At 54.5% G+C, this 21796-nt stretch carries 15 protein-coding genes and 2 pseudogenes; 5 read left to right on the top strand and 12 right to left on the bottom strand.

Translation table 11 applies throughout. The features are described from left to right. Window positions 1-2236: 2236 nt before the first annotated feature. Both moaA and E4S61_RS19360 read left to right on the top strand, forming a co-directional pair. On the top strand, window positions 2237-3190 hold the full coding sequence (gene moaA, locus E4S61_RS19355; protein ID WP_135305584.1) for a GTP 3',8-cyclase MoaA: 954 nt from the start codon (window positions 2237-2239) through the stop codon (window positions 3188-3190). Between the two features lie 212 nt (window positions 3191-3402). Then, window positions 3403-4166, top strand: a pseudogene (locus tag E4S61_RS19360) (IS5 family transposase). Window positions 4167-4396: 230 nt separating this feature from the next. Here the strand turns inward: E4S61_RS19360 and E4S61_RS19365 are convergent. From E4S61_RS19365 to E4S61_RS26315, 11 genes and pseudogenes are all read right to left on the bottom strand, one after another. Further along, window positions 4397-4822: an EamA family transporter gene (locus tag E4S61_RS19365; RefSeq protein ID WP_135305585.1), complete on the bottom strand. Its 426-nt coding sequence runs from the start codon at window positions 4820-4822 to the stop codon at window positions 4397-4399. 237 nt (window positions 4823-5059) lie between these two features. Continuing rightward, window positions 5060-5353, bottom strand: coding sequence for a molybdopterin-dependent oxidoreductase (locus tag E4S61_RS26815; protein ID WP_135305586.1), 294 nt, complete (start codon window positions 5351-5353; stop codon window positions 5060-5062). A gap of 79 nt (window positions 5354-5432) precedes the next feature. Next, window positions 5433-6167 (bottom strand): DUF1641 domain-containing protein, encoded by a 735-nt coding sequence (locus E4S61_RS19375; protein WP_135305587.1) that lies wholly within the window; start codon window positions 6165-6167, stop codon window positions 5433-5435. A gap of 2 nt (window positions 6168-6169) precedes the next feature. Then, on the bottom strand, window positions 6170-8461 hold the full coding sequence (gene fdhF, locus E4S61_RS19380; RefSeq protein WP_135305588.1) for a formate dehydrogenase subunit alpha: 2292 nt from the start codon (window positions 8459-8461) through the stop codon (window positions 6170-6172). Next, complete coding sequence (locus tag E4S61_RS19385; RefSeq protein WP_135305589.1) at window positions 8458-9408, bottom strand: 2Fe-2S iron-sulfur cluster-binding protein; 951 nt, start codon at window positions 9406-9408, stop codon at window positions 8458-8460. The genes fdhF and E4S61_RS19385 overlap by 4 nt, the downstream gene beginning before the upstream one ends. Before the next feature lies 1 nt (window position 9409). Then, window positions 9410-10900, bottom strand: coding sequence for an NADH-ubiquinone oxidoreductase-F iron-sulfur binding region domain-containing protein (locus E4S61_RS19390; RefSeq protein ID WP_135305590.1), 1491 nt, complete (start codon window positions 10898-10900; stop codon window positions 9410-9412). A gap of 471 nt (window positions 10901-11371) precedes the next feature. Beyond that, window positions 11372-12028, bottom strand: a complete 657-nt coding sequence (locus E4S61_RS19400) for a helix-turn-helix domain-containing protein (protein WP_135305661.1) — start codon at window positions 12026-12028, stop codon at window positions 11372-11374. 167 nt (window positions 12029-12195) lie between these two features. Then, entirely contained in the window at window positions 12196-12510 is a 315-nt protein-coding gene (locus E4S61_RS26820) for a dihydropteroate synthase (RefSeq protein ID WP_135305591.1), read from the bottom strand. 386 nt (window positions 12511-12896) lie between these two features. After that, the gene (locus E4S61_RS26825) at window positions 12897-13214 is read right to left on the bottom strand and encodes a glutamate ligase domain-containing protein (protein ID WP_394346462.1); all 318 of its coding nucleotides are present in this window, start codon (window positions 13212-13214) and stop codon (window positions 12897-12899) included. 559 nt (window positions 13215-13773) lie between these two features. Further along, complete coding sequence (locus E4S61_RS19410; protein WP_135305592.1) at window positions 13774-14751, bottom strand: formyltetrahydrofolate deformylase; 978 nt, start codon at window positions 14749-14751, stop codon at window positions 13774-13776. A 227-nt stretch (window positions 14752-14978) separates the two neighbouring features. Next, window positions 14979-15440, bottom strand: a pseudogene (locus E4S61_RS26315) (GTP cyclohydrolase I). A 544-nt stretch (window positions 15441-15984) separates the two neighbouring features. Here E4S61_RS26315 and E4S61_RS19425 point away from each other — a divergent pair. Then, a complete protein-coding gene (locus E4S61_RS19425; RefSeq protein WP_135305595.1) occupies window positions 15985-16179 on the top strand; it encodes a hypothetical protein in 195 nt (64 codons plus the stop codon). Window positions 16180-16696: 517 nt separating this feature from the next. Here the strand turns inward: E4S61_RS19425 and E4S61_RS19430 are convergent. Further along, window positions 16697-18289, bottom strand: a complete 1593-nt coding sequence (locus E4S61_RS19430; protein ID WP_135305596.1) for a BCCT family transporter — start codon at window positions 18287-18289, stop codon at window positions 16697-16699. Window positions 18290-19158: 869 nt separating this feature from the next. Between E4S61_RS19430 and E4S61_RS19435 the strand changes: the two genes are divergently transcribed. After that, complete coding sequence (locus E4S61_RS19435) at window positions 19159-20427, top strand: hypothetical protein (protein WP_135305597.1); 1269 nt, start codon at window positions 19159-19161, stop codon at window positions 20425-20427. A gap of 230 nt (window positions 20428-20657) precedes the next feature. Continuing rightward, complete coding sequence (locus E4S61_RS19440) at window positions 20658-21794, top strand: aromatic ring-hydroxylating oxygenase subunit alpha (RefSeq protein ID WP_135305598.1); 1137 nt, start codon at window positions 20658-20660, stop codon at window positions 21792-21794. Window positions 21795-21796 lie beyond the last annotated feature (2 nt).

Consider the following 21796-nt stretch of genomic DNA (forward strand, 5'->3'; position numbering starts at 1 on the left):
GTGACGGCGCCGATCACGAAGAGGTAGTTAAGTACGGGATACTGACCGTCTCGCGACGACGCCCAGCGGCATCCGAAGCACCAGCGCATCGTCGGTGAACGCCGTCGCTGGAACGACGCCGTGCAGCGCCGCGACGACCAGCATGTATAGCACCGTGGTGATACCGGGTGAGAGCAGTATCGCTTGCGGCGCAGTCCACGAGGGGCTCTCTATCTCTTCGACTGTCGCAGGAACGACCGTCCACGCTCCGTATTCACTCGTCGCTATCTGGACAGCGGCGAGAATCGACCCGGTGCTGCCCCTGAATAACAGGCGGTACCGGACGGGTCGGCACAGGCGGGACCGGCCGCGGTGAACACTACCAACACGGCCAGTAGCACAGTCGAAAAGACGGAGTTCGTTTGGCTCATAATGTTAACGCTGAGGAAGTTGAATATCCCGGCAAGGACGATGGCCACAAAGGCGGATAAGACTGTGTGGCCGGCCTAGCGGAATGAGCTGTAAGAGGGACTGAACGACAGCGAGCGCGGAGCCGGGTCGAATACGCAGCCGACGCCTTCAACGTGACTAGCGAACAACCGAATGTGTTCTGCTAGTCCCAGTGCATCGAAGGGGGAAACGGCGGGCGCACCCGCCTTCAAGAACGCTAGCATGAACTCGGTGTGATAGAGCGCGATAGCGTCCATCAGCATGCTGGCGAGGAGTCACGTGAACACGGCAAATGGGCCAGTCAGCTGGCCCATCGATCCTGAGAAAACGAAGATTGCCGACCCGATCATCCCACCGATACGCAGCAGGATGCAGTCGAGAAGGCTGAGGTCACGCGCGAATCCGTAAGCCGATTGTGTTGTCACCGACGGACAATCGACTCCCCGCACGGATTGGGTGTTGCTCTACAGGCCGATGTTGCGGTTTCTCTGTGTACTAGTATATTGGAACAAATGGCCAAGACTCTCGTCGTTTAGCAGCCGTGCGGTTCTTGGAAACGAACCATCGAACTATCTGTAGGGCTCATCGTCCGAACGAGATCAGCCGTCGCAGCAGCGCGATTTGGATAATAGATGTACTTTTGTTATCAAACCGCGCCGTATTTTGGTTCTCACGAACGAGCGGTCCGAGAGTACTAGTTGTGACCCTACTTCAGGAACGGCTCACTTCAGAATCAAAGCTGTCGATTTCGAACTCTATCTGGTTGGTGGAGCGAGAGCACTTCCTCAAAGTTACCCAATTCGAGTGGTCGTCACCGCGGGCGACAGACTGGCATGCTTCGTTAGTCTCAAGCAGAAGTACGAAGGTCTGCGACTTCATAGCTGTCAAGATAATTGTCGCTATCGAAAGATATCGCACCACTTGCAGGGATGAGCGTCCGTTCGTGGGTCTCGCCATGGAGGTTCGATTGAACGCGCCTCTCGTCAGCGTCGCCTTTGAATGTCGTTTGATTGCTTCCCGTTGCAGCCGTGATTGATTAGAGAAAATATAACCGATTAGTAGCATTTCTGTTAGTCAGGACTGTCACACCGGGCGGAATCAAAACCCAAGTACTATCGGAATTGTCACTTTCAGTTTCGAGGGTGTCGACGACGAGCGGGTGCGTTGTAAACTCGCAGAACCACCCGAGTAAAGCGGCGAGTCAAACAACGTGACATCTTCAACTGAGACGATATCTGGATTCTTCTGTCCGTCTGCTACGAGACAAGCAACCCGAGTGGACCCGTTCACCTCGAGAACGTGCCATCGCAAGTAATCCATAGCACTCAACTATTCCAAAATATACCTGATTGATTCAACCCACGGATACCACATGGACGCTGTCTTAGAATCTTACCTCCGTATCGGGTTAGACACGTTCGACGCGGAGGACGCAATATTTCTTCATGCACTCGCCTCGAAGGGAAATTCAGCAATTGATATCATTCACAAAGTCGACTACGTCACGCTTCATACTCTGATGTCGACACCCCGTTAGAGGAGACCAGCGCACGGAATTAATAGCGAGAAAACAGTAGACGACGTTCAGTAACAGGAGATGATTGAGAATATATGATAATTTAACATTAAGGTTTGCAATATAAGTGTTTGTCACGCTCGATTCGTTTGAAAAACCGCCCCTCGCTTCCGATGACCGTCGTGGTGACGTTCAAAACGACGGCGACCTGCGCGCAATTCATGTATACTAGACTCTGCCGAGGTACGTTGCCGGTATCTTTATTCAGTTACGTACTCACCCGTTAATACGATGCTCGCTGATGACTTTGGTCGAGCAGTCACGGGTGTCCGCATATCCCTTACCGACCGATGCAATTTCGATTGTGTCTACTGTCACAACGAGGGACTGGGTGACACGCGCGGGCCAATGGAACCGGCGGCCGACGAGATGTCGGCTGATGATGTCGTCCGGTTTCTTGAAGTCGCGCGAGAGTTCGATGTGCAAGCAGTGAAATTCACCGGCGGCGAGCCGATGTTGCGGCAAGATTTAGCGGAGATCATCCATCGGATACCTGACGAGATGGAGGCGTCCTTGACCACGAACGGGACATTCCTTCCGGAACGCGCAGGGTCGCTCGTCGACGCGGGACTCGAACGCGTGAACGTCTCGCAGGACGCCCTCAGTCCAGAGGCGTTCAAAGAGATCACGCAGAGCGGAGCGTATGACCGGGTAATGGAGGGTGTCGAGGCGGCACTTTCGGCAGGGCTCGCGCCGGTCAAACTCAACATGGTCGTGTTCGAACATACGGCGGGGTACGTCCCCGAGATGGTAGATCACGTCGCGGAAAACGACGGTTTGCAGCTACAGCTGATAGAGTATATGCCAGAACTCGTCGGCAACCCGGAGTGGGCAATCGACATCGAGCGTGTCCATGACTGGCTTCGTGAGCGAGCGGATTCAGTCACCACCCGAGAGATGCACTCGCGGCGCCGCTACCAAGTAGGCGATGGTCTCGTCGAGATTGTCGATCCCGTCGGCAACGAGACGTTCTGCCAGAACTGCCACCGGATTCGCGTCACCCACGAAGGGTACGTCAAGGGGTGTCTCAACCGCAACGACGATCTCCGGTCGATGGGGGAGATGAACAAACCGGAAATCCGCAAGACGGTCCGCGAAACGGTCAACAATCGCGTTCCCTACTACGGCGAGTACTTCGTCCAGAACGACGCAGGCGACTGGGTGATGAACGAAAAATACGTCTGAGGCTCGTCGTATCCGACAAGCGGGTGAGACACCAAGTGTGAAAGCGTAAAGCCGTAGTTTCCGGAAGAATCTCACGCACTCGAAATTACAGAACCAAGGGCCTTGTTTAGACGCTGTAGAGAATGACTTACTCCAGTGAACTAACTGACCTTTGAGTCAGACCCCAATAGTATGTTGTCTCGTCTCTCGTCCTTTCAGATTGACTCGTAACGTTGGCGAAACGCGCTGTCTCTGGCACCTTAACCAGCGGTCAATAAGGGTGACAGCGGCTACGCTGACTGGGCAATTGTTGTGATCCACGGTCTCCGCGAATACCTTGACCTTCCATATAGACGGCTCCTCGATGTGCTTTACGAGATACACAGGATCATCAAATCTTTAACCGAGCAAGCTGCTGGACTTCACGACCGTGTGCTCACGGAAGCAGCAGCTCAAGATGGCGGTCTGGTGAACTTTCCTACGACTCTCCGCTGATCTTCACGATACCGGAGACGTGCAGGCTATCGATGCGACCGGCTTTGACCGCCATTCGGCCAGCCCTCACTACGCAAATCGACCAAATTATACCTTCAGTTGGGTCAAGACGACAGCATTGGTAGACCGCGAAACCAGTACCGTATTGTATATTCATTGTTCGATGAAGCAACCGCACGACACTCAAGTCAGGGGTAGATACTCACGCGGAATCTCAGTCGATTACAGACCATTGACAAAGAGTATATGACTGGGACGGTCTGCGTGAAGAGCTTCGGTGGCCGACGTTCGGCCAGTGATTAAACACCGGAGGTTCAATCCGCTCAATATGGCGCACAACGCTCGCTATGACGATGACACAATCACCGGGATCCAGGTTGAGGCCGTCTTCTTTGCGCTCAAGCAGCGGTACGGTGATACGCTCCGGGCTCGAATATGGTTCGGACAGTTCCGAGAACTCGTTCTGAAAGCGACGGTGAGAAATGTCGAGCTTGCTCTCTAACGTCGGTCAGTACAGGGGATTTACATAGGCGGCGCAAACTCTCCTGTACAGAAATATGGCATTATCTACGCACAAGATAGAGATCGATGTGTAGTGCATTGAGATGAAGTTCTCCTCGTCACCAGAAATAATAACGCGTAGAAGGCATGTCTTGCTCTTCCGTATTGAAGCGGTGATTTAATTTCCAAATATAATAGATATAATTTATAGAATATATTAATGCATATATTCTATTGAGTGATTAAGACTATACTGAGACCTGCGAACGCGATTCCAGTAAACTTTGTTATCGTAATATTGTCTCCGAGAACGACTATACCGATGATAGCCGCTACGACGAAGTACATGGCACCGAGAGTAGAGACCATTGTCGTGGACCCTTGGGAGAATCCGATGTACATCGAAATGAGGCCGATTCCAGCGAATAATCCAGCCGCGCCAGCAAGCATCCCTCCTCTCATAGTAACGGCGAGCGATGCATCTGACACGACGATAAATCCAAGTGAAAGAAGACCCGCTACGAGATACGAGATTGCGGCGGCAGTCCTCGGGTCAATGGACTCCGATGCAGCGTTGCCTATGATTATCCAAATCCCCCATGACAGCATTGTAATTAAGCCGAAGAAAATCCCTGAATCTATTTCAGTAAATTCCATCAGTGGGACTTCGCGTCGCTATCTGGATAAAAAGTCATCCTCATTATGACTGGTGTTTAAATACTCGCTGCTAAAGAATGTGGTTCCGCGTCTAAACAAGGCCGAACCAAGTACTCTATAAACGAGCTTTGCACTCGGTGAGAGATCATCAAGCGAATTGGTCATCGCTGGGTGGCCGAGTCGGGTTTTATCACCCGAGCCGTTTCAGTATGACAAATTCGTGCTCGATTGTTGACGTTATTTGTCCCAATAGAGCGAGCGAGCGAGCTTCTGAAGGTGGAAGTTCTCTTCGTTGGTACAACGCGGTGCTCCTAGAAACGCCCATTTGTCCGGGCCCTGCTCGCTGATAATTTTTTGAGATCTAGTAATAACACAGGTGAGGGCAGTCTCCCATGAGACAGGGACAAGGTCACCGTTGTGTCTGACAAGCGGCGACGTGAGTCTTTCGTCGGCGTCGAGGGAATCGAACGCTCGAAGTCTCTTTTCGCAGAGTCGGCTGTTTGGATTTGCGGAGCCTGCCACGCCACGCACCTGATCCCCATCGTGTTAGCCGACTCTGAGAAAGCACAGAACGGGCAAACTGTTCCGTCTGGCCCACCCTCCTCGTTACTCATCGTCGCCGTATTCGACTACCTAATGCCGTCAGAAGCTCAGTGATGAATCCGAGACCTGCACGAGCGTCCCGTGACCGAAGTTGACTGACCAGCCCCAGAATACCAACCGATTCGGATTCGCGCTGGGCTTCTCCGACTGCCGAGAGCACTGTGTTCAAACCCTCTGCAGTGTTGTCATCTATCTCTAGTGTTGAGAGAGTGGTCGTCAGCGCGACCAGTTCCTCAAGGTGGTTTTCACGCTGTAACTTGAGGACAATATCGAGGGCATCGACCATCTCTCCCCCCCCTTCCTCCAGTATTGTAGCCAAGTCTCTAATCTCTTCGGTGGAGAGTGACTCTGAGAAAGCGGTCGCTATCGTAACGAGATCGTCAAGGTCGCCAGTTCGTTGAAGGGTGACTACAGTCTCAAGTGCATCCGCGAGTTCGTTCGCATTCGCTCCGATGTCAGTGGCGAGTTCGGCCATCTCTTGGGTCGAGATCCCGTCTGCTGCCTCGAGAAGGTTGGACGACGATGCCGTGAGATGCTCTATCTCGTCTTCGTTGGCCGTGGCGAGCATCAGTATCGCCGTCTCGAGCGCGTCTTCCAGTTCATCCGTTCGATCGACGGCCCCCGCGAGCGCCTCGTCGTGGCGCTCGACGACTTCACGGAGCGCTGCTTCACCCTCGTCAGTTTCCGGCGACCGTTCTCCGTTAGTGGCGTCGTTCGGATAGACGTCTGTGGGGTTGGCCATCGTCAGTCGCCTCCTTCGAGCGCCTCGGAGCGTTCGGCTGCTTCACGAGTGTTGTTCTGTTCTCGCATAGCTGTGTCGTCTGCGGGAGTAAGCCGGACCGCGGAGACCTTGAACTCGGGAGTTGCCGCCGAAGAATCGAGGCGGGTTTCGTCGGTGAGTTGGTTGACAGCGCTCTCGGCGAAGTGAATCGGTGCGAAGAGCGTCTCCGGCCCAACGCGGTCGGTCACCTGTGCGGGAACGGTGATCTCGCCCCGCCTGGATTCGACGGTCACCATGTCGCCGCTCTCGATGCCGTACGCTTCGGCCGTCGCTGGATTGACCTCGACGAAGTCGCTCGGCGTGTACTCCATGATCCCCTCCTCGCGGTGAGTCATCGTCCCCGTGTGGTACTGATAGAGGACACGACCGGTCGTCAGCGTAAATGGATACTCCTCGTCGGGTGTCTCGGCGGGTTCGCTGTAGCCGACTGCCTGCAGATGAGCCTTCCCGTCGTCCGTGTTGAACTCGTCTTCGTACAACCGCTCCGTCCCCGGGTGATTCTCGTCCCAACAGGGCCACTGGAGACCGCCCTCTTTCTCGACTCGATCGTGAGTCACACCACCATACAGCGGCGTCAGCGAATTCACTTCCTCCATGATCTCGGCCGTCGAGTCGTAGTCCCAGTCTCGTCCCATCCGGTTTGCGAGGTCTTGCAGAATCTGCCAGTCGGGACGGGAGTCGCCTTTCGGTTCCATCACCTGGTTGACCTTCTGCACAGTCCGATCGGTGTTCGTGAACGTCCCCGTCTTCTCGACGAACGAACAGGCCGGGAGGACGACGTCGGCGTACTTCGCGGTCTCAGTGACGAAGAGGTCCTGCACCACGAGGAACTCCAAGTTCTCCAGCACCTCTTCGGCGTGATTTACCCCCGGTTCGGAGAGGGCGGAGTTCTCGCCGATGATGTACATGCCACGGAGGTCACCCTTGTCGGCCTCGAGGAACATCTGTGTCGTGTAGTACCCGTACTCCGGCGAAATGTCGCAGTCCCACGCGTCTTCGAACTTCGCTCGGACTTCGTCGTCGGCGATGCCCTGGTACCCCGGGAAATTGTCGGGAAGCGGCCCCATGTCGCCACCGCCGCCCTGAACGTTGTTCTGGCCTCGGAACGGTGAGACACCCGCGCCGGGCTTGCCGAGGTTCCCGGTCACTGCTGCGAGGTTTGCCATCGCCATGACGTTCTCCGTTCCGTGGGAATGTTCAGTCAGTCCGAGAGTCCATCCGAACACGCAGGTGTCCGCTGCTGCGATCGTCTCGGCAGCCGATGCGATTTCTTCGGGCGGGACGCCGGTTACTTCACGGACGCGCTTGGGCGTGAACTCTCGCACCGCCTCCGAGACCGCTTCGAAGCCAGTCGTTCGTTCTTCGACGAACGACTCGTCGTAGAGGTCGTTTTCGACGATGTAGCGAGTGATTCCGTTTATCCAGACCGCATCGTAGCCCGGGTTGACACGGCTATACTGTGTCGCGTACTCGGCAATCTGGACCTCACGGGGGTCGAAGACAAGCAGGTCCGCACCGTCGCGGACGTTCTGTTTGATGCGCGTCCCAATGACGGGATGCGCCTCAGTGGTGTTCGACCCGGTAATGAGATAACAGTCGGTCGATTCGATGTCGTCCATGTTCACCGAGGCAGCGCCGTAGCCATACGTCCGGGCGAGGCCGGCGACTGTCGAGGAGTGACAGAGGCGGTTGCAGTTGTCGATGCTGTTGGTACCCAGCACCTGGCGGGCGAACTTGCCCATCAGGTAATTGTCCTCGTTGGTCGCTTTCGAAGAGGCGATGACCGACAGCGACTCGCCTCCGTGTTCGTCCCTAATCTGGGTGAATCCCTCGGCGACGCGTCTGAGGGCTTCGTCCCACGTCGCGGTCCTGAACTCCCCGCTTTTGTCGCGGACGAGCGGTGACGTCAGTCGGTCGTCTGAGTTGACGAAGTCGTACCCGAACTTGCCTTTTACGCAGGTGGAGATACCGTTGACCGGCGCGTCCTCTTCGGCCGTCGGGCGCGCAGCGAGAATCTCCTCGCCGTCGGAGTAGAGATCGAACCGACAGCCGACTGCGCAGTAGCCACAGGTGGTGTCAGCAACGTTCAGCTCTTCGAGTCGCTTGTCGCCGACCGATTGGGCTATCTCGAACAGTTTTCCTTCCGGCAGTGTTTCTGCGGCGACGCCTTCAGCGAAGTGCTCGACGCTCTGGATCGCTTGATCTTTGGCCTGTTGCATATACCCCGCTACCCCATCCATTTCATCGTTGGTCATGGCCAATCACCGCTATTCGAATCGTCCGTCCAGATGTCTGTCTCGGTTGTGACCTCATCGCCGCTCGTAGACGTATCGCTCTTGGGCTTTTCGTCGCGTTTCTTCGGTGTCATCGGACCGGTGGATGTTCCGGAGCTTTCGTGGGCCTTGCCGATACTGTTTTTCTGCGTAAACCCGGGTAGCGGAAGCGTTGTAGCGTCCTCGATGCCCTTCTCGACAAGTGAACCAGTCGGACAGACAGTTGCACAGTGGCCACAGGAGACACACGTCGAATCGTCCATGGTTTCGGCGTCACTCTGAAAACCGATGCGCGTGTCTTTTCCGGATCCCTCCATCCGGAGAACACCCTCGACCTGCACATCGTTGCAGGCGTCGACACAACGGTTACAGAGGATGCATTTGTTACGATCGATCTGGATAAACGATGAGGAATCGTCAAGCGGTTCGTATTCGTCTCGGTCGTCAAGAACACCGTAGCGTGGCTCTTCAACCTCCTGTTCGATTGCTGCGTCCTGCAGTTCACAACGACCGTTCTTCCCACAGGTGGTACATCGGAGGTTGTGGTCCGAGAGGACTAGGTCGAGATTCACGTCTCGCGCTTCCGAAGCGGCGTCCGCATCAGTTCGGACAGTCAGGCCGTCCTCCGGTGGGAAGCTACAGGCCGGCACGACGCCGTGGGCGTCCGTTTCGACCATACAGGTGCGACACTCGCTGCGTGGACCGATCTCTTCTCGGCCGTAGTGACACAGCGCGGGGACAGATTCCTCAGTATTGACGGCCTCTATGGCATCGATAAGGGTCGATTCTGGTGGAATCGTCACCGCTGTCCCGTCGACGGTTACAGTGACAGATTCCTCGCTTCTGACCAGCGGGTCAGTCGCTGTCCCAGGGGCAATTTCTTCTGTCAACGGCGGTGCATCCATCGTTGCTTGGTTTTCCGAACTCATGTTATGAGACCTCCATCGCTTCGACACAACTGCCGGCCGGGCACTGCCCGTCCGCGTGCGCCTGAAACTCCACCTCGAACGCTTCGATGGCCGTTCGGGCCGGACGGGCGGCCTGAACGCCGAACGAACAGATACTCGACGTCTCCATGACGCGAACCAGTTCCTCGATGCGGCCGGGGGCATATTCGCCGTCGTAGACGTCGCGGAGTAGTTCCGTCAACTGCGTCGTTCCCTCTCGACATGGCACACATCGACCGCAGTTCTCTTCAGACGCGAACCGAGCCAGCCGCCCGACAAATTCGACGATACATCGGTCCGCAGATAGAACTCGTATAGTACCGTCCGTCCCAAGTTCTGCCTCTGATAGCGAGTCAGGGTCGACGGCAACATCAAGATCTTGTGTGAGTCCACCGAACCGACCGCCGACGCAAGCTGCTTTGAACGATCCCTCTACCGCAACGGCGGAGACCGCTTCAGATATTGTCCCCGACTCGGGAAGCTCAATTGTCGCTGGCGCGGCGACATCACCCATTAGTGTCAATACGCGGGTGGCTGGTAGCTCTTCTCGACGGAGCGCTACCGAGAGATTCGCCAGTGTTCGGGGCGTATGAACCAACGTCGGACGCCCATGGAGCCCCACATCTTCTAGATGTGGCGGTCGGAGTCGAGCCTCCAGTCGATGGTTCCCTTCGATCGACTCGATAGCCATCGTCGGTTCGGCCGCCCGGTAGTCCGCAGGACCTGTGACTACGTCCAGAGGGACCTCCAAGTTTGGATGATTGTCTACTGCTGTTTGAAGTGTCTCAACGGGTCGTTCATCGTCGGTCGACGCATACACGACAACTCGGTCGATATCGGCGGCACGGACGACGGCGGCCGCCCCGTCCAGTACCTCGAAGGGAGCGCTTGCTAGCAGCACCGTGTCCCCGTTGGTCCCATGTGCATTCACAACGAGCGTCGTCTCCTCGTCAGCACTGCGGACGGTTTGCCACGCGTCCGCTACAACATCGTTGTGACAGCTGTCTCCCCAGCCCCTGCCACGGAGCTGTCGCCCAACCTCCAACACTGCCGCGGGGTCTACGTCGAGAAAGCCACCGGCCAATTCGTGGTCCGACGGATTCGTCGGTCGTCGCCACCCGCAGCCGCTGAGTACGTTTCTCACCCCCGCATCCAGTCCGGGTAACTCAGGAATTGGAAGCCGGGTCGTCTCGGGGTCGTGTTCGGCGACGGCGTCTGGAGTACCCTGTGTCTCGTCGTCAGTCTCGTCAATCTGTTCGGTAATTTCGTCAGCTCGTTCGGGCGAACACTGTGTATGGAACGCGGTTCGGCCGCTATGGGTCACCATGACGAGCGGTTCGATCGCTTGTACACCTGTCGTTCCGACTTTCGTGACGACACTATCCGTAGCGGTATTCGCTCCTGAGAGGACCTGCTGGGGGTCCCTAGCAGCTACTCGTACGACTGTCTCGTCATCAGTTATGATGTTCTTCATTTATTATAGTTTTAATTCTTTCGAACGATGCTGGAACGAGTACGGTAGCTAACTTCACTTAATGAGAATCTGTCTCGTACTCTGTACGAGCACGGTATATCTATGTATGAAAACGTAATACAGCCGGCTTTGCAGGTTTCCATATCACTTGGTTTGAAAGCCGTTTCCAGCGCTTCCGAATGGATACCGTTGTTCAGCTGTGGCAGACGCTTGGAGACCTCCGTCCACATACACTGTAATCGCTTCGACAACTTTGTCTCTCACCCACTCGTCACCAACCAATTCGTGATAGAAATAGTTAGTTATCCTATCAAAGGTTGAATCCATAGTGAGGCACATATAGCAACCATTGATGATTCAATATTGAGTCTTTATGAGTAATATGACACCTGTTTATGTATCCAAGGTCCGACTGCTCGCGAATTTTGGGTCACAAACAAATGCTCTACGGTGTGATATTGACGAAATTTGCTATTCTAGTTCGTCCTCGATTAGCGCTGCAGAGATCAGGTTTGTTATCCCGCGCCGAATTCGGCCACTCATCGCTGTCGAAGACAGGTCAAGTTCATCGGCGATACCACCTAACGACATCTCCCGGGGTTCACTAAAGTACCCATTTTCGTACGCTACCCGCAGTGCTTGTTCCTGCTCCTCTGTCAGCCCATATGACGGCCCGGTATCACTCTGCTGGTTATCGTATATCTCTATTATATCAATACTGAAACCTTCGTCCTTTGCATGCTCCCAGATAGTATTGAGAGCCTGTCTGCCGGGTAGTTGCAACTGGACGAGCCAGCCTCTATCTTTCGATTCCGCCTGCGTCATGAACCCATTGACTTCGGTCATCACACGACTTATAAGCTTAGTATCCTCATCATATTCAATGTAATAAATCCCAGTCCCATCGGCTGTGGATACGGGTTCAAAGTTGTTGACTGTCGGATCTCTCTCGAACATCGCTTCAAGGTCCTGGAAGTCATCATACTCTATCAGGAACGGAAAGATCTCGGAACTCGGGTCTGTATTGACCTGCGTTATCACCTTTATCTTCACGTCATCGAGTTGCCTCATCGTCGGCACGAAGGCGAGTCGCTCGTGTTCTATGTAGGCTTTTACTGATATTGGCATAGTTGCGTAGTTAGTTTGCCGTCCCGCCATTGGGCTAGTCGTTGCCGCGTTCTCTTCCCAATTCGTATGCTGTTCATAGCTGTATATCTTTGTAGAGTTATATGAGTGTGTTCCTGTACACCGCTATTCTGGGTCTCTTTGAATCTTGACGACGATAACCGCTGTCTCTAGCGGGTTCTTTCCAGTATAGCTATAAACAATATTGATAAGAGTGGCGACAGATTATGCAGTAATCTATGACTGATGATACCGGACGGAACTGCAAACTCGACAGTACCTATCCGACGGTCTCCGACGTCTGAGCTGGCGATGACGTGATTCGCTGACTGTGGCCGGTTGCCTTCGCTATCCCAAAGTCTCCCAACATCAATGATATCTGCGTCGGTAGCGATCATTGCACGCGCCCGCTGAATTGCGTCATCAACGTCCGTGTATTCTCTCCTGTTGTGGAAGCTGTCAGGAGTAACATTGAGAATGTCCATGAGTGCCGTGTCGTCGTCCCATGGACACCTGTTGTGGTTGTCCGTAGAGCTCGATTCCCATAGCTGGTCCGCAAGATCTGACAGCCCGAAACCGTCACCGTGTATTTCGCTACCAAGGGTTTTAATTTCTATTTTTACCCAAGTAATATAACTTGAGCCCGACTTTCAGGCGTATCTACGTTCGATGTCACTCAATGTGTGGTAGTCGATGTGCTCTGTCCCAGCGGTGAAATCGTTCCCAATGTCGTCACTGCCAAACCATGTCCGGGCAGCAGTCTATGCGTCCGTCTGCTTCGGTATCAAGAGTCGCGTCCAGCGGTCCCAGGCCTCAGCGACAACGTACAGCGAGCCGGTTATCAGTACGCAATCATTCTCACCCGTGTTTGCTAGAACCCGCTCGGTCGCTTCCAGCACGGAATCCGCGCGGGCGATGGATTCCACGTGACCACGGAACTTTTTTTGAGTGGTCCAATACGTTCGGCGCGGTCAATGTCGGGCTGGCAGAGATATACCGTGTCAGCGGTCGGCAATTCTCTGGCCATCTGCTGATGATCTTTCTCTTCCATCGTTCCGAACACGAGAGGAAGGTTATCGAACTCGTGTCGGTTGACGAGCGTCGAGAGTTTCGCGCAGGCATCAGGTTTTGTGATACGTCCCGTATATTCAACGGACTGGTCGACATGACCTCGAATCGTCCCGGCCAGTGGGAGTGCTGGGCCCTTTCTCGATTACCTGCTCATCAACAGTTGCGATTAGTCGTGCAAGCGTAGTCGCGACACCGGCGTTTGTGGCCTGATTCTGACCCAACAGCGGGATATTCGTCTCGACTGACCAGTCGGAGCCAGTAATCGAAACCAAACTCTCGACCATGGACTCGATCCCAGTTTCGACGGCCGTGGACGCGCACATATTTGAGCGGATGGTCAACGAGACATTCTGGGAGTCCAAAGACGCCACTTGAACAGAAACAGACACTGACCTCGTTCGTGAATGGGAGAGCATCATCTTTATTGTCTCTCTTATCCGCCTGGTTCTGTAGAAAGAGAATGTGATGTCCACTACGCTGGCGGGCGATTACCTACGCAACGTCAGAAGTGAAGCCAGGAAATACTCGTTGGCACTCTACGGACTTAGCAAGACACTTGTCGACGAATCCGGCCGGCAATGATACGTCGTGGCTACTCAGACTATCGGTCATAATCCTGTAAAGAATGTCGCCACGTGGGGGTGGCAAATCTCTTCACGAAGTTATAGCCAACAGTATCAGTCGTCGGCACTGGCAACTTCGTCCGCGACGCTATCGACGATTTCGTCGTAGTTGTCGACCGGGCCATTGGGGTTCTGGCGGTCGATTGCCTCAGGAGCACCGAGCTGGGCGTCAGTGTCCTCAGGGTTCCGGAGCTTCGTCCGACCGCGGTGGACGGTGATCTCGTCGTTGAGGTGGAGTTTGATCGCCTCGATGAGAGCTTCCGCTTCCAGCGGTTGGCCGAGTTGCTGGAGTTCCTCTTCGGTGGCGTCGTCGGGGACATTGAATGCCCGCTGCGAGACGATGGGCCCCTGGTCGAGATCGGTCGTCACGTAGTGGGCGGTGACACCAGCGATGCGGACGCCCTCTTCAATGGCCTGCATGTACGCGGAAGCTCCGGGGAACGACGGCAGCAGACTTGGGTGAACGTTGATGATCCTGTTGTCGTACCGGAAGACAACTTCCGGCGAAAGGATGCGGATGTACCGCGCCAGTGCGATGAGATCAATATCGTACTCGGCCAGCAGGTCGAGTAGCGCGTCCTCGTCGGGCACTCCGGACTCGTCGCCGATGTCGTGGAATGGGATTCCATACTCGGTCGCGAGTGGCTTGAGGTCACTGTGGTTACCGATAACCACATCGATATCGGCGCCGAGGTCGCCGTCGTCCCACTTTTCGAGGAGTGCTTCAAGACAGTGGCTCTCCTTCGTAACGAGGACGGCGAGGGATTGCCGCTCACTGACCGATGGGAACCGAACCCGCACGTCAACGCCGAACTCGTCACCGAGTTCATCGAGGTCCTTGCGGAGTTTGGCCTCAGTGGTGACCATCTCTGAGGTATCGACGTGCATGGTCATCCGGAAGGTTCCCTCCCGGACGGCTTGGTCGAGATCTTCGATGTTGATGCTCCGCTCGAAGAGGAACGAAGTGATTTCAGCGACGATTCCAGTGTCGTCCTCACCAACAACAGTAATCTCCGTAAGTCCGTCTGTCATACTATCAGCCCCAGTTTAGTGTCAGTTGTTGTCATCCGCATCATACTATTTGCTGTCGGTATATCGCAAAAGAATTCATGTGTATATGCGGCGGCCTTTAATTAGGGTCTTTGCTTACTCGACACTGAACCCAACGACTACTCTTGGATTAACCGCCACACTAGTCGCAATAACCGAGTAAGAACATAGAATGTCGAGGTTATCTCGGTTCGCTAGTGGCTACGGCTCTACCTGATCTTCTCGCGGAACTGCTCGCGACATTCGTTGGGAAAGGCGGTCATATACTCGCTGGTTGTCGTCGACGTCTCAACACCTTGCATGGCCCCACACTTATGCAGGGCTGTGATTTCGACCGCGATGCCGCTCGCGTTGAGTTTTGAAACCAAGCCGTCGGCGATATTTTGCATCAGTTCCTCTTGTGTTGTCAGCCAGCGGCGCTGTCAGAGAACGTATCGGACCAGTTGGGAGAGGTCGACCATCTGGTCGGCCGAGAGAGACGCCACGTGGGCTCGATTATGGAAAGGCAGCATATAGTGTTCACAGAGGCTGTATACGGGGATCCCGGTCTTGATTATTAAACTGCCGCTCTCGGCGGGGAACGTACACATCGTTGGCTTCTCTTTCTCACGTCGCCCTGCAGTTAGTGTTTCGAGCATTGAAGGGGCACGTCGGTGCCACGTGTCACGCACGCCGCCCGAATTCGAGGGTCACTGGTGCAACCACATCACCAGCAACGGTCAACAGCCGCGTCCCTGGGTCCGCTATGTTCGGATCGGACGCGTACAGGTTCGAGAGACTCCAATGGACCTGTCCGAAGGTCCTCGGGATGTAGACGACCGTCGGACAGCCGTACGCCCTTATGTCTACAGCACGGGTGGCTAGAGATGAGATTCGATCCGGTCTGCCCCCATCGCTTCAAGCGCTACTAACGGCGCGCCCGCATCGTGAGCTGTCGACGCGAAGACATGATGGGACGGTATGAGCGGGTCGACCCACCCGCAGGGACCAATCACTGCTCTCCGTCCGACTGCAAGCGGGTCGTTCGAGGGTATCGGCAGCGACGGGATACCGGCGTCGGCAAGAACAATGTGCGCACCCACTATTGGGAGCGCTCCCGATTCTAACGCAGTAGAACTTTCGCATGGACGGCGTCTCTGTCTCACCCCGAATGGCCGGTGACTTGTTGATGGTACCGGCGGCGTTCATTATCTGGTCAGACAGAGAACTGCGGGGATGGAGATGATAGTCACGAACGGAATCCGTGTTGACACTCCCGTACTCACGACAAAAGGCTTCAAAGAAGAAGAGATGGAAACCGTCGATGAATTCATCGTCGAGATACTCGAAAAACCTGAGAGCGATACCGTTCAGGGCCGTGTCGCCACTACGGTAGCGGCCCTCTGGGGGGAGTTCTCGATTTACGAGTAAAGCGACAGCGAACGAGTTCATACGAAACTTATCCATTCACAACAGCATACTCTTTCTCACACTGCCGGCTTTAACTTCGTGAAATTTCGACACTCCGAGAAGATAACATTCTTCAGGGGCTTACAGCAGGATATATAACCTATCCGTCATCGTTCACACGATCTGTCGGCTTTCAGTGATTCGATGGACGATATCAACCGTCTGCATCGGGTGAGCGGCGTCTAAATAGTGTGCCAACGCATTCGCCACGAGTTCGCGGAACTGGGGCTTCACGGCGCGGCATTCGGATAGTTCGTCTGTGACATCGCTCTACTCAAAAGGTCCGAATTTCATTGTCCTGCACTGGTCCCAATGATTTCTCGCTCCGTAGTGGGTAGTCCCTTGCGAGTAGCTATAATAAACACCACAAACTACTCTTTTGCCACGATAAGGAAAGCGAGCCGATAACATTCAGTCAGCCATACTACAACGGTTGACCACCACAACAAGTCAGTGAACGATCCGATTGGAACTACCGCTAGTCGTCGGTCTGTGATGAGGCGTCAGAGGCGTTCTTTGACCTGTATCCGTCCGCAAATACGGGATCTATCTTGCGACATGAGAGAAATAGTCCGACAATAGCGACGAGTGTGATCACTGCGAACGGGACGCCAGTGATTATCGAGGCCGCCTGAAGGGCGTCGACACCGCCAACGACCATCAATAGTGACGCGAGGGCACCGACGAGCGCACCCCAGATGACGCGGTTGATCGTCGAGGGACTCAGTTCCCCACCGGTTGTGAGCATTCCAAGTGCCATCGTTGAGGAGTCAGCCGAGGTGACGAAGAAAGTTAGTATCAGCAAGAGGAACATCGCGTTCAACACGTTTCCGAACGGCAGCGCACCGAATAACGGATATCCCGACCCGGCGACGCCAAACTCCGAGATAACACCGAGGATATCGGCTTGGCCGGTGCTCTGCAATTTGATGGCGGTAGCGCCGAGGGAACCGAACCACGGAATCGTCACTGCAGTTGACGCCAGAACGCCGGTTCCGACGACCTCTCTGATCGTCCGCCCGCGGGAGACGCGAGCAATGAACAGGCCAACGAACGGCGTCCAAGAGAACCACCAGGCCCAGTAAAAGATGGTCCAGCTGCCGACCCAACTGGAATCGCTTCCAGTGTTCATATAAAGGCTCATCTCGACAAAATGGTTCACGTACGCGCCAAAAGCCTCGGCTGTCGCGGTCATGATGTATACCGTTGGGCCGAGGATAAATGTCAAAGCTATAAATACGAAGAAAAGGGCCATGTTGAACTGCGAGATACGGCGAATACCTTTTTTAATGCCGAGGGCAACCGACAGGGTGAACGCGATTGTCAGTCCAGTGATTATCGCTACTGTGCCCGCATCACCGACGGTGATACCGGTCGTGTACTCAATTCCGGTCAGGAACTGGTCCCCGACGAAACCGAGCGTGGTCGCGATGCCACCCAGTGTGGCGAATACGGCGAGGATATCGACGAGTTTCGCCCAGATGCTATCAAGGTTATTGATACCGAGAAACGGAACTAAGACCGTCGAGACACGCATTGGCGCATCCCGTCGATACGTGTAGAACGCAATCGGGAGCGCCATGATAGCGTACGCAGCCCATGCCGAGATGCCCCAGTGGAAAAAGCTATACTGAATCGCACCAACGGCCGCTGCTGTTGTCTGGGATTCGGCACCGATAAACGGTGGGACCGTATCGTAGTGGAAGATCGCCTCTGCCGGGCCCCAGAAGACGATACCGGCAGCGATGCCAGCCGAGTATAACATCGCGAAGTACGACAGGAAGCTGTACTCCGGCTCTTCGTCTTCGTCGCCCAGCTTGATGTTCCCCCAGGGACCAAAGATAAGAAACAACGCCACGGCCACAATAGCGAACATCGCGATTAGATAGAGCCAGCCTAAGTTCTGCCACAAAAGCGTGTTGATATTCGAGACCGCAGACCCTGCTGTCTTCGGTAGCGTGATGAATAGCGTGACAGTGGCTAGCGCGGCAAGGAATCCAGCAACGAACACTGGAGTGTCTAGCTCGGTGACGAACCGATTCCAGATACCCGCTGATTCCGATTCCTTCATCTTTTCTTACCTCGGTCGGCCTGCATTCGTGAGCGCTCGTTCAATTTGGTTGGCCGCTTGTCGATGGGACTCCGTCGGGTCACTCCACTCCTCATTGGCTTGGTAACCTGTACCATATCGGTCATCAACGCTTCGGGTGGCCTGCTTTCAACTGTTAGCATGATTATATCACACATGCTCCGTTCCGTCTCTCACTAATAAAGGTTTGGTAGCGTTTGCACATAGTACCAGCCCAGTGATAAGAACTGCCTTCGCGCATGTTCAGAAAATGGTTTATCAAACTATTCCTAAGTGGCGTCCTCTTGATTGATTTCTTCGACGTTGTAGCACCCAAACGCGCCACGTGTATAGGGGACCGTATAGTCACCGTGAACAAGTTCTTCGCTATTGAGAAGCACATCGATTGTCTCGATAGATGGACTCACTCTGGTTCGTGGTGCCGCTAGTTCCCTGCAACGTTTGATCGGATCGACGCCGAAGTAGCCCCAGCCGAACTGCCCCCGTTGTCTCCAGATAAAACCCGCCTCCGTCGGTTTCGCGTGCGCAAGGATATCGCGTTGAACGTGTTTGCGACGGTGACGCGAACCGCTACTGGATTCGGATATTGGATGAAGCATCCTCAGCAGTATTGACGAACGATTCTTTGTCTGTAACGACCGTTATCTCGCTCATGGTGCGTAAGCGCCTCCACGACTTCCGGTCCCCGACAGTGTATCGGAGAAGGAACTAAGAAAATAAAAAAAGGTTGTGCGTATGATGGATTACATTATCGGGTAAGTGAGAGCGGAATTTCCAGATACCACTAAAACAAGATACTTCTCATCTAGAAACACTGTAGCTCCCGATTACGGCATGGCATGATCGACTAAGTGACTGATAACGATATGAGGTCACCTTATCCCATCGTACTTAAACACCCCCAATATTACACATTTATACTTACAACCTCCAGGCCGAGTTTGGAATACAGTACCATGGGAGTCAATGGCCCAATGGAAAGATTATCGGGAATTATCGCCCGGTGCGAATCAGACGGTAGAAGTATACGTCGAGTTGAGGCGGAACCGTTCGACCGAGAGACATGGGATGAGTTGCAGATCACCATCGATGTCTCCGTATCACTCTGTACGACGGAGGGGACGAGCGACAATATATCGCCACGGACTGTGTCGATACAGGACGACGGTGGGTTACAGGTCTCGGTTGCTCCGTCGGTCTTGCCGGAGATGTCCCAATATCTCCCCGAGGACGTCTCTGCAAACCGGGAGAGCGCACGAATCGGCGAGGACGGGTCCGTTCTGATGACCTACACGCTCACGATGGGCGCGGGGTCGGAAACCTTGGCGACCTCAACTGCGGATATTCAGCAGTCTGAGTCACAATCTATCCAAGAGACCAGCTCAGACCCTGACACGGCCGACTCGGCGGACTGTGAGAGTTCCGCGACTAACGATGCAGAAACAGACACACAGAGCCACAACCACCGGGCTGCTGCATTGGCACACGAGGAAGAAACGTGCAGCCGAAAAGAAATCCAGCGCAAACTCAAGGCCGCGCGTAGCGAGGATCTTCCGCCCTACGAGGACACCGAATACCTCCAGTGCCTTTACGAATCGTTCGACACGTTCGCGAAAATGGGTGAGGAACTAAAGATGGATGTCGCATCAGAGACGGTTCGTCGATACATGATTGACGCGGGTGTCCATGAGCCCTCAACCTACAATACTGAAACCGACGTGGAAGACCAATCAGCCGACGAAGAAGAGACGAATTCTGACGGGTCATCTGGGGCGGACTTCGACCCGACAGATGACGACACCGAGTCGGACTCAACGAGGGACGGGACCGTCGAGGCGGAAGACCCGATTGATACCGTCTCGAATAAACAGATCGTCGCAGACGGTATCGGTCTTCCTGACGATCTAACAATCGAAGAACTGGCTGACGCGATACAGTCGTCGATGACACTTTACGATGTCCAGCGGCAATTGGATCTCAGTCGAGATCGGGCGCAGGAACTGCTGAAACAGTTGAATCTGATCGATTTTGTTATGCAACGGGTCGCTGACAATCCGGAGAAGCAGGTCTCTCGCGAGAAGATAGCCGAGCGGATCCGTAGCAGCACTACCGGCAGCTGATAATCTCTCTACTCACAGACCTTCGGCCACTGACTCTCCGTCAGATAGCAACACTGGCCTCTTGTATCCAATTTTCCGAACAGTAGTGAACAGGACTCGTAGAAACAAGTCACTAGTCGTTATTCTGTCGCATTTATATCGGTAGCCTCCCCGATATTCTGGCTAGTTTATATTGATGTTTATTATCACGGGTGAACCGTTTTCTATAATCGATGTAATGATGAGAGTGTATGACACAGTGGGACGACTCCCAAGCGAAGGCGGTTAGCTCGGATATCACGGACAAATCGAACGCCCTCCCAGCCCGGTACTTCACCGATCCAGAGGTCTTTGAGATGGAGAAAGAGAAGATATTCGGCCAGTACTGGGTCTACGCCGGACACGCCAATTGCATCAAAGAGGCAGGGCAGTTCTTTACCCGGACGATCGGTAACCGACAGCTGATTATCGTCCGCGGACACGACGACGACGAGATCAAAGCGTTCGACAACGTCTGTGCCCACCGGGGCTCGAAGATGGTAGATGATACCCCGATGACTGACCCTGGCAGCGCGCGTCGTATCAAGTGCCCGTACCACCTCTGGACGTACGACCTCGAAGGCGAACTCCAGAGCACGCCGAAGTCCTTCGAGGAAGCCGGCCTGAATCCAGACCTTGAGGACAACGAGGTTCAGGAGTTCGATTGCGAGAAGAACGCTCTGAACGACGTTCACGTCGATACTATCGGGCCGCTCATCTTTGTTAACCTGTCCGACGATCCGATGCCGCTGGCCGAGCAGGCTGGGGTAATGAAAGAGCGGTTGGATGATCTACCACTGGGAGAGTATGAGCATGCCAGCCGCATAGTCTCGGAAGTCGAATGCAACTGGAAAGTGTTCAGTAGCAACTACTCTGAATGTGACCACTGTCAGGCCAACCATCAGGACTGGATTAAAGGTATTTCGCTCAACGAGTCCGAGCTAGAAGTTAACGACTATCACTGGGTTCTTCACTACACCCACGCTCAGGACGTCGAGGACGAGATGCGGATTCACGACGAACACGAAGCCCAGTTCCACTACTTCTGGCCAAACTTTACGGTCAACATGTACGGTACTGCCGACGGCTACGGTACCTACATCATTGATCCAATCGATACCAATCGGTTCCAACTCATTGCGGACTACTACTTCAAGGACTCGGACCTCTCAGAGGAAGAACGGGAGTTCATTCGGACGAGTAGACAGCTACAGGAAGAGGACTTTGAACTAGTCGAACGACAGTGGGACGGACTCAAGACTGGCGCGCTCTCACAGGCACAACTCGGCCCCAATGAGCACACTGTCCACAAGTTACACCAGCTAGCACAGGAAGCTTACAACTCGTAATC

The sequence above is a fragment of the Haloarcula amylovorans genome, assembly GCF_004681185.1.
GTDB lineage: Archaea > Halobacteriota > Halobacteria > Halobacteriales > Haloarculaceae > Haloarcula > Haloarcula amylovorans.

Bases quoted from the DNA above. Each gene is read 5' to 3' on its own strand.
- E4S61_RS19365 (WP_135305585.1), bottom strand. From the start codon at position 4,822: ATGGAATTTACTGAAATAGATTCAGGGATTTTCTTCGGCTTAATTACA.
- E4S61_RS19390 (WP_135305590.1), bottom strand. From the start codon at position 10,900: ATGAAGAACATCATAACTGATGACGAGACAGTCGTACGAGTAGCTGCT.
- E4S61_RS19410 (WP_135305592.1), bottom strand. From the start codon at position 14,751: ATGACAGACGGACTTACGGAGATTACTGTTGTTGGTGAGGACGACACT.
- fdhF (WP_135305588.1), bottom strand. From the start codon at position 8,461: ATGACCAACGATGAAATGGATGGGGTAGCGGGGTATATGCAACAGGCC.
- E4S61_RS19440 (WP_135305598.1), top strand. From the start codon at position 20,658: ATGACACAGTGGGACGACTCCCAAGCGAAGGCGGTTAGCTCGGATATC.
- E4S61_RS19425 (WP_135305595.1), top strand. From the start codon at position 15,985: ATGGAGATGATAGTCACGAACGGAATCCGTGTTGACACTCCCGTACTC.
- moaA (WP_135305584.1), top strand. From the start codon at position 2,237: ATGCTCGCTGATGACTTTGGTCGAGCAGTCACGGGTGTCCGCATATCC.
- E4S61_RS19400 (WP_135305661.1), bottom strand. From the start codon at position 12,028: ATGCCAATATCAGTAAAAGCCTACATAGAACACGAGCGACTCGCCTTC.
- E4S61_RS19430 (WP_135305596.1), bottom strand. From the start codon at position 18,289: ATGAAGGAATCGGAATCAGCGGGTATCTGGAATCGGTTCGTCACCGAG.
- E4S61_RS19385 (WP_135305589.1), bottom strand. From the start codon at position 9,408: ATGAGTTCGGAAAACCAAGCAACGATGGATGCACCGCCGTTGACAGAA.
- E4S61_RS19375 (WP_135305587.1), bottom strand. From the start codon at position 6,167: ATGGCCAACCCCACAGACGTCTATCCGAACGACGCCACTAACGGAGAA.
- E4S61_RS26820 (WP_135305591.1), bottom strand. From the start codon at position 12,510: ATGGACATTCTCAATGTTACTCCTGACAGCTTCCACAACAGGAGAGAA.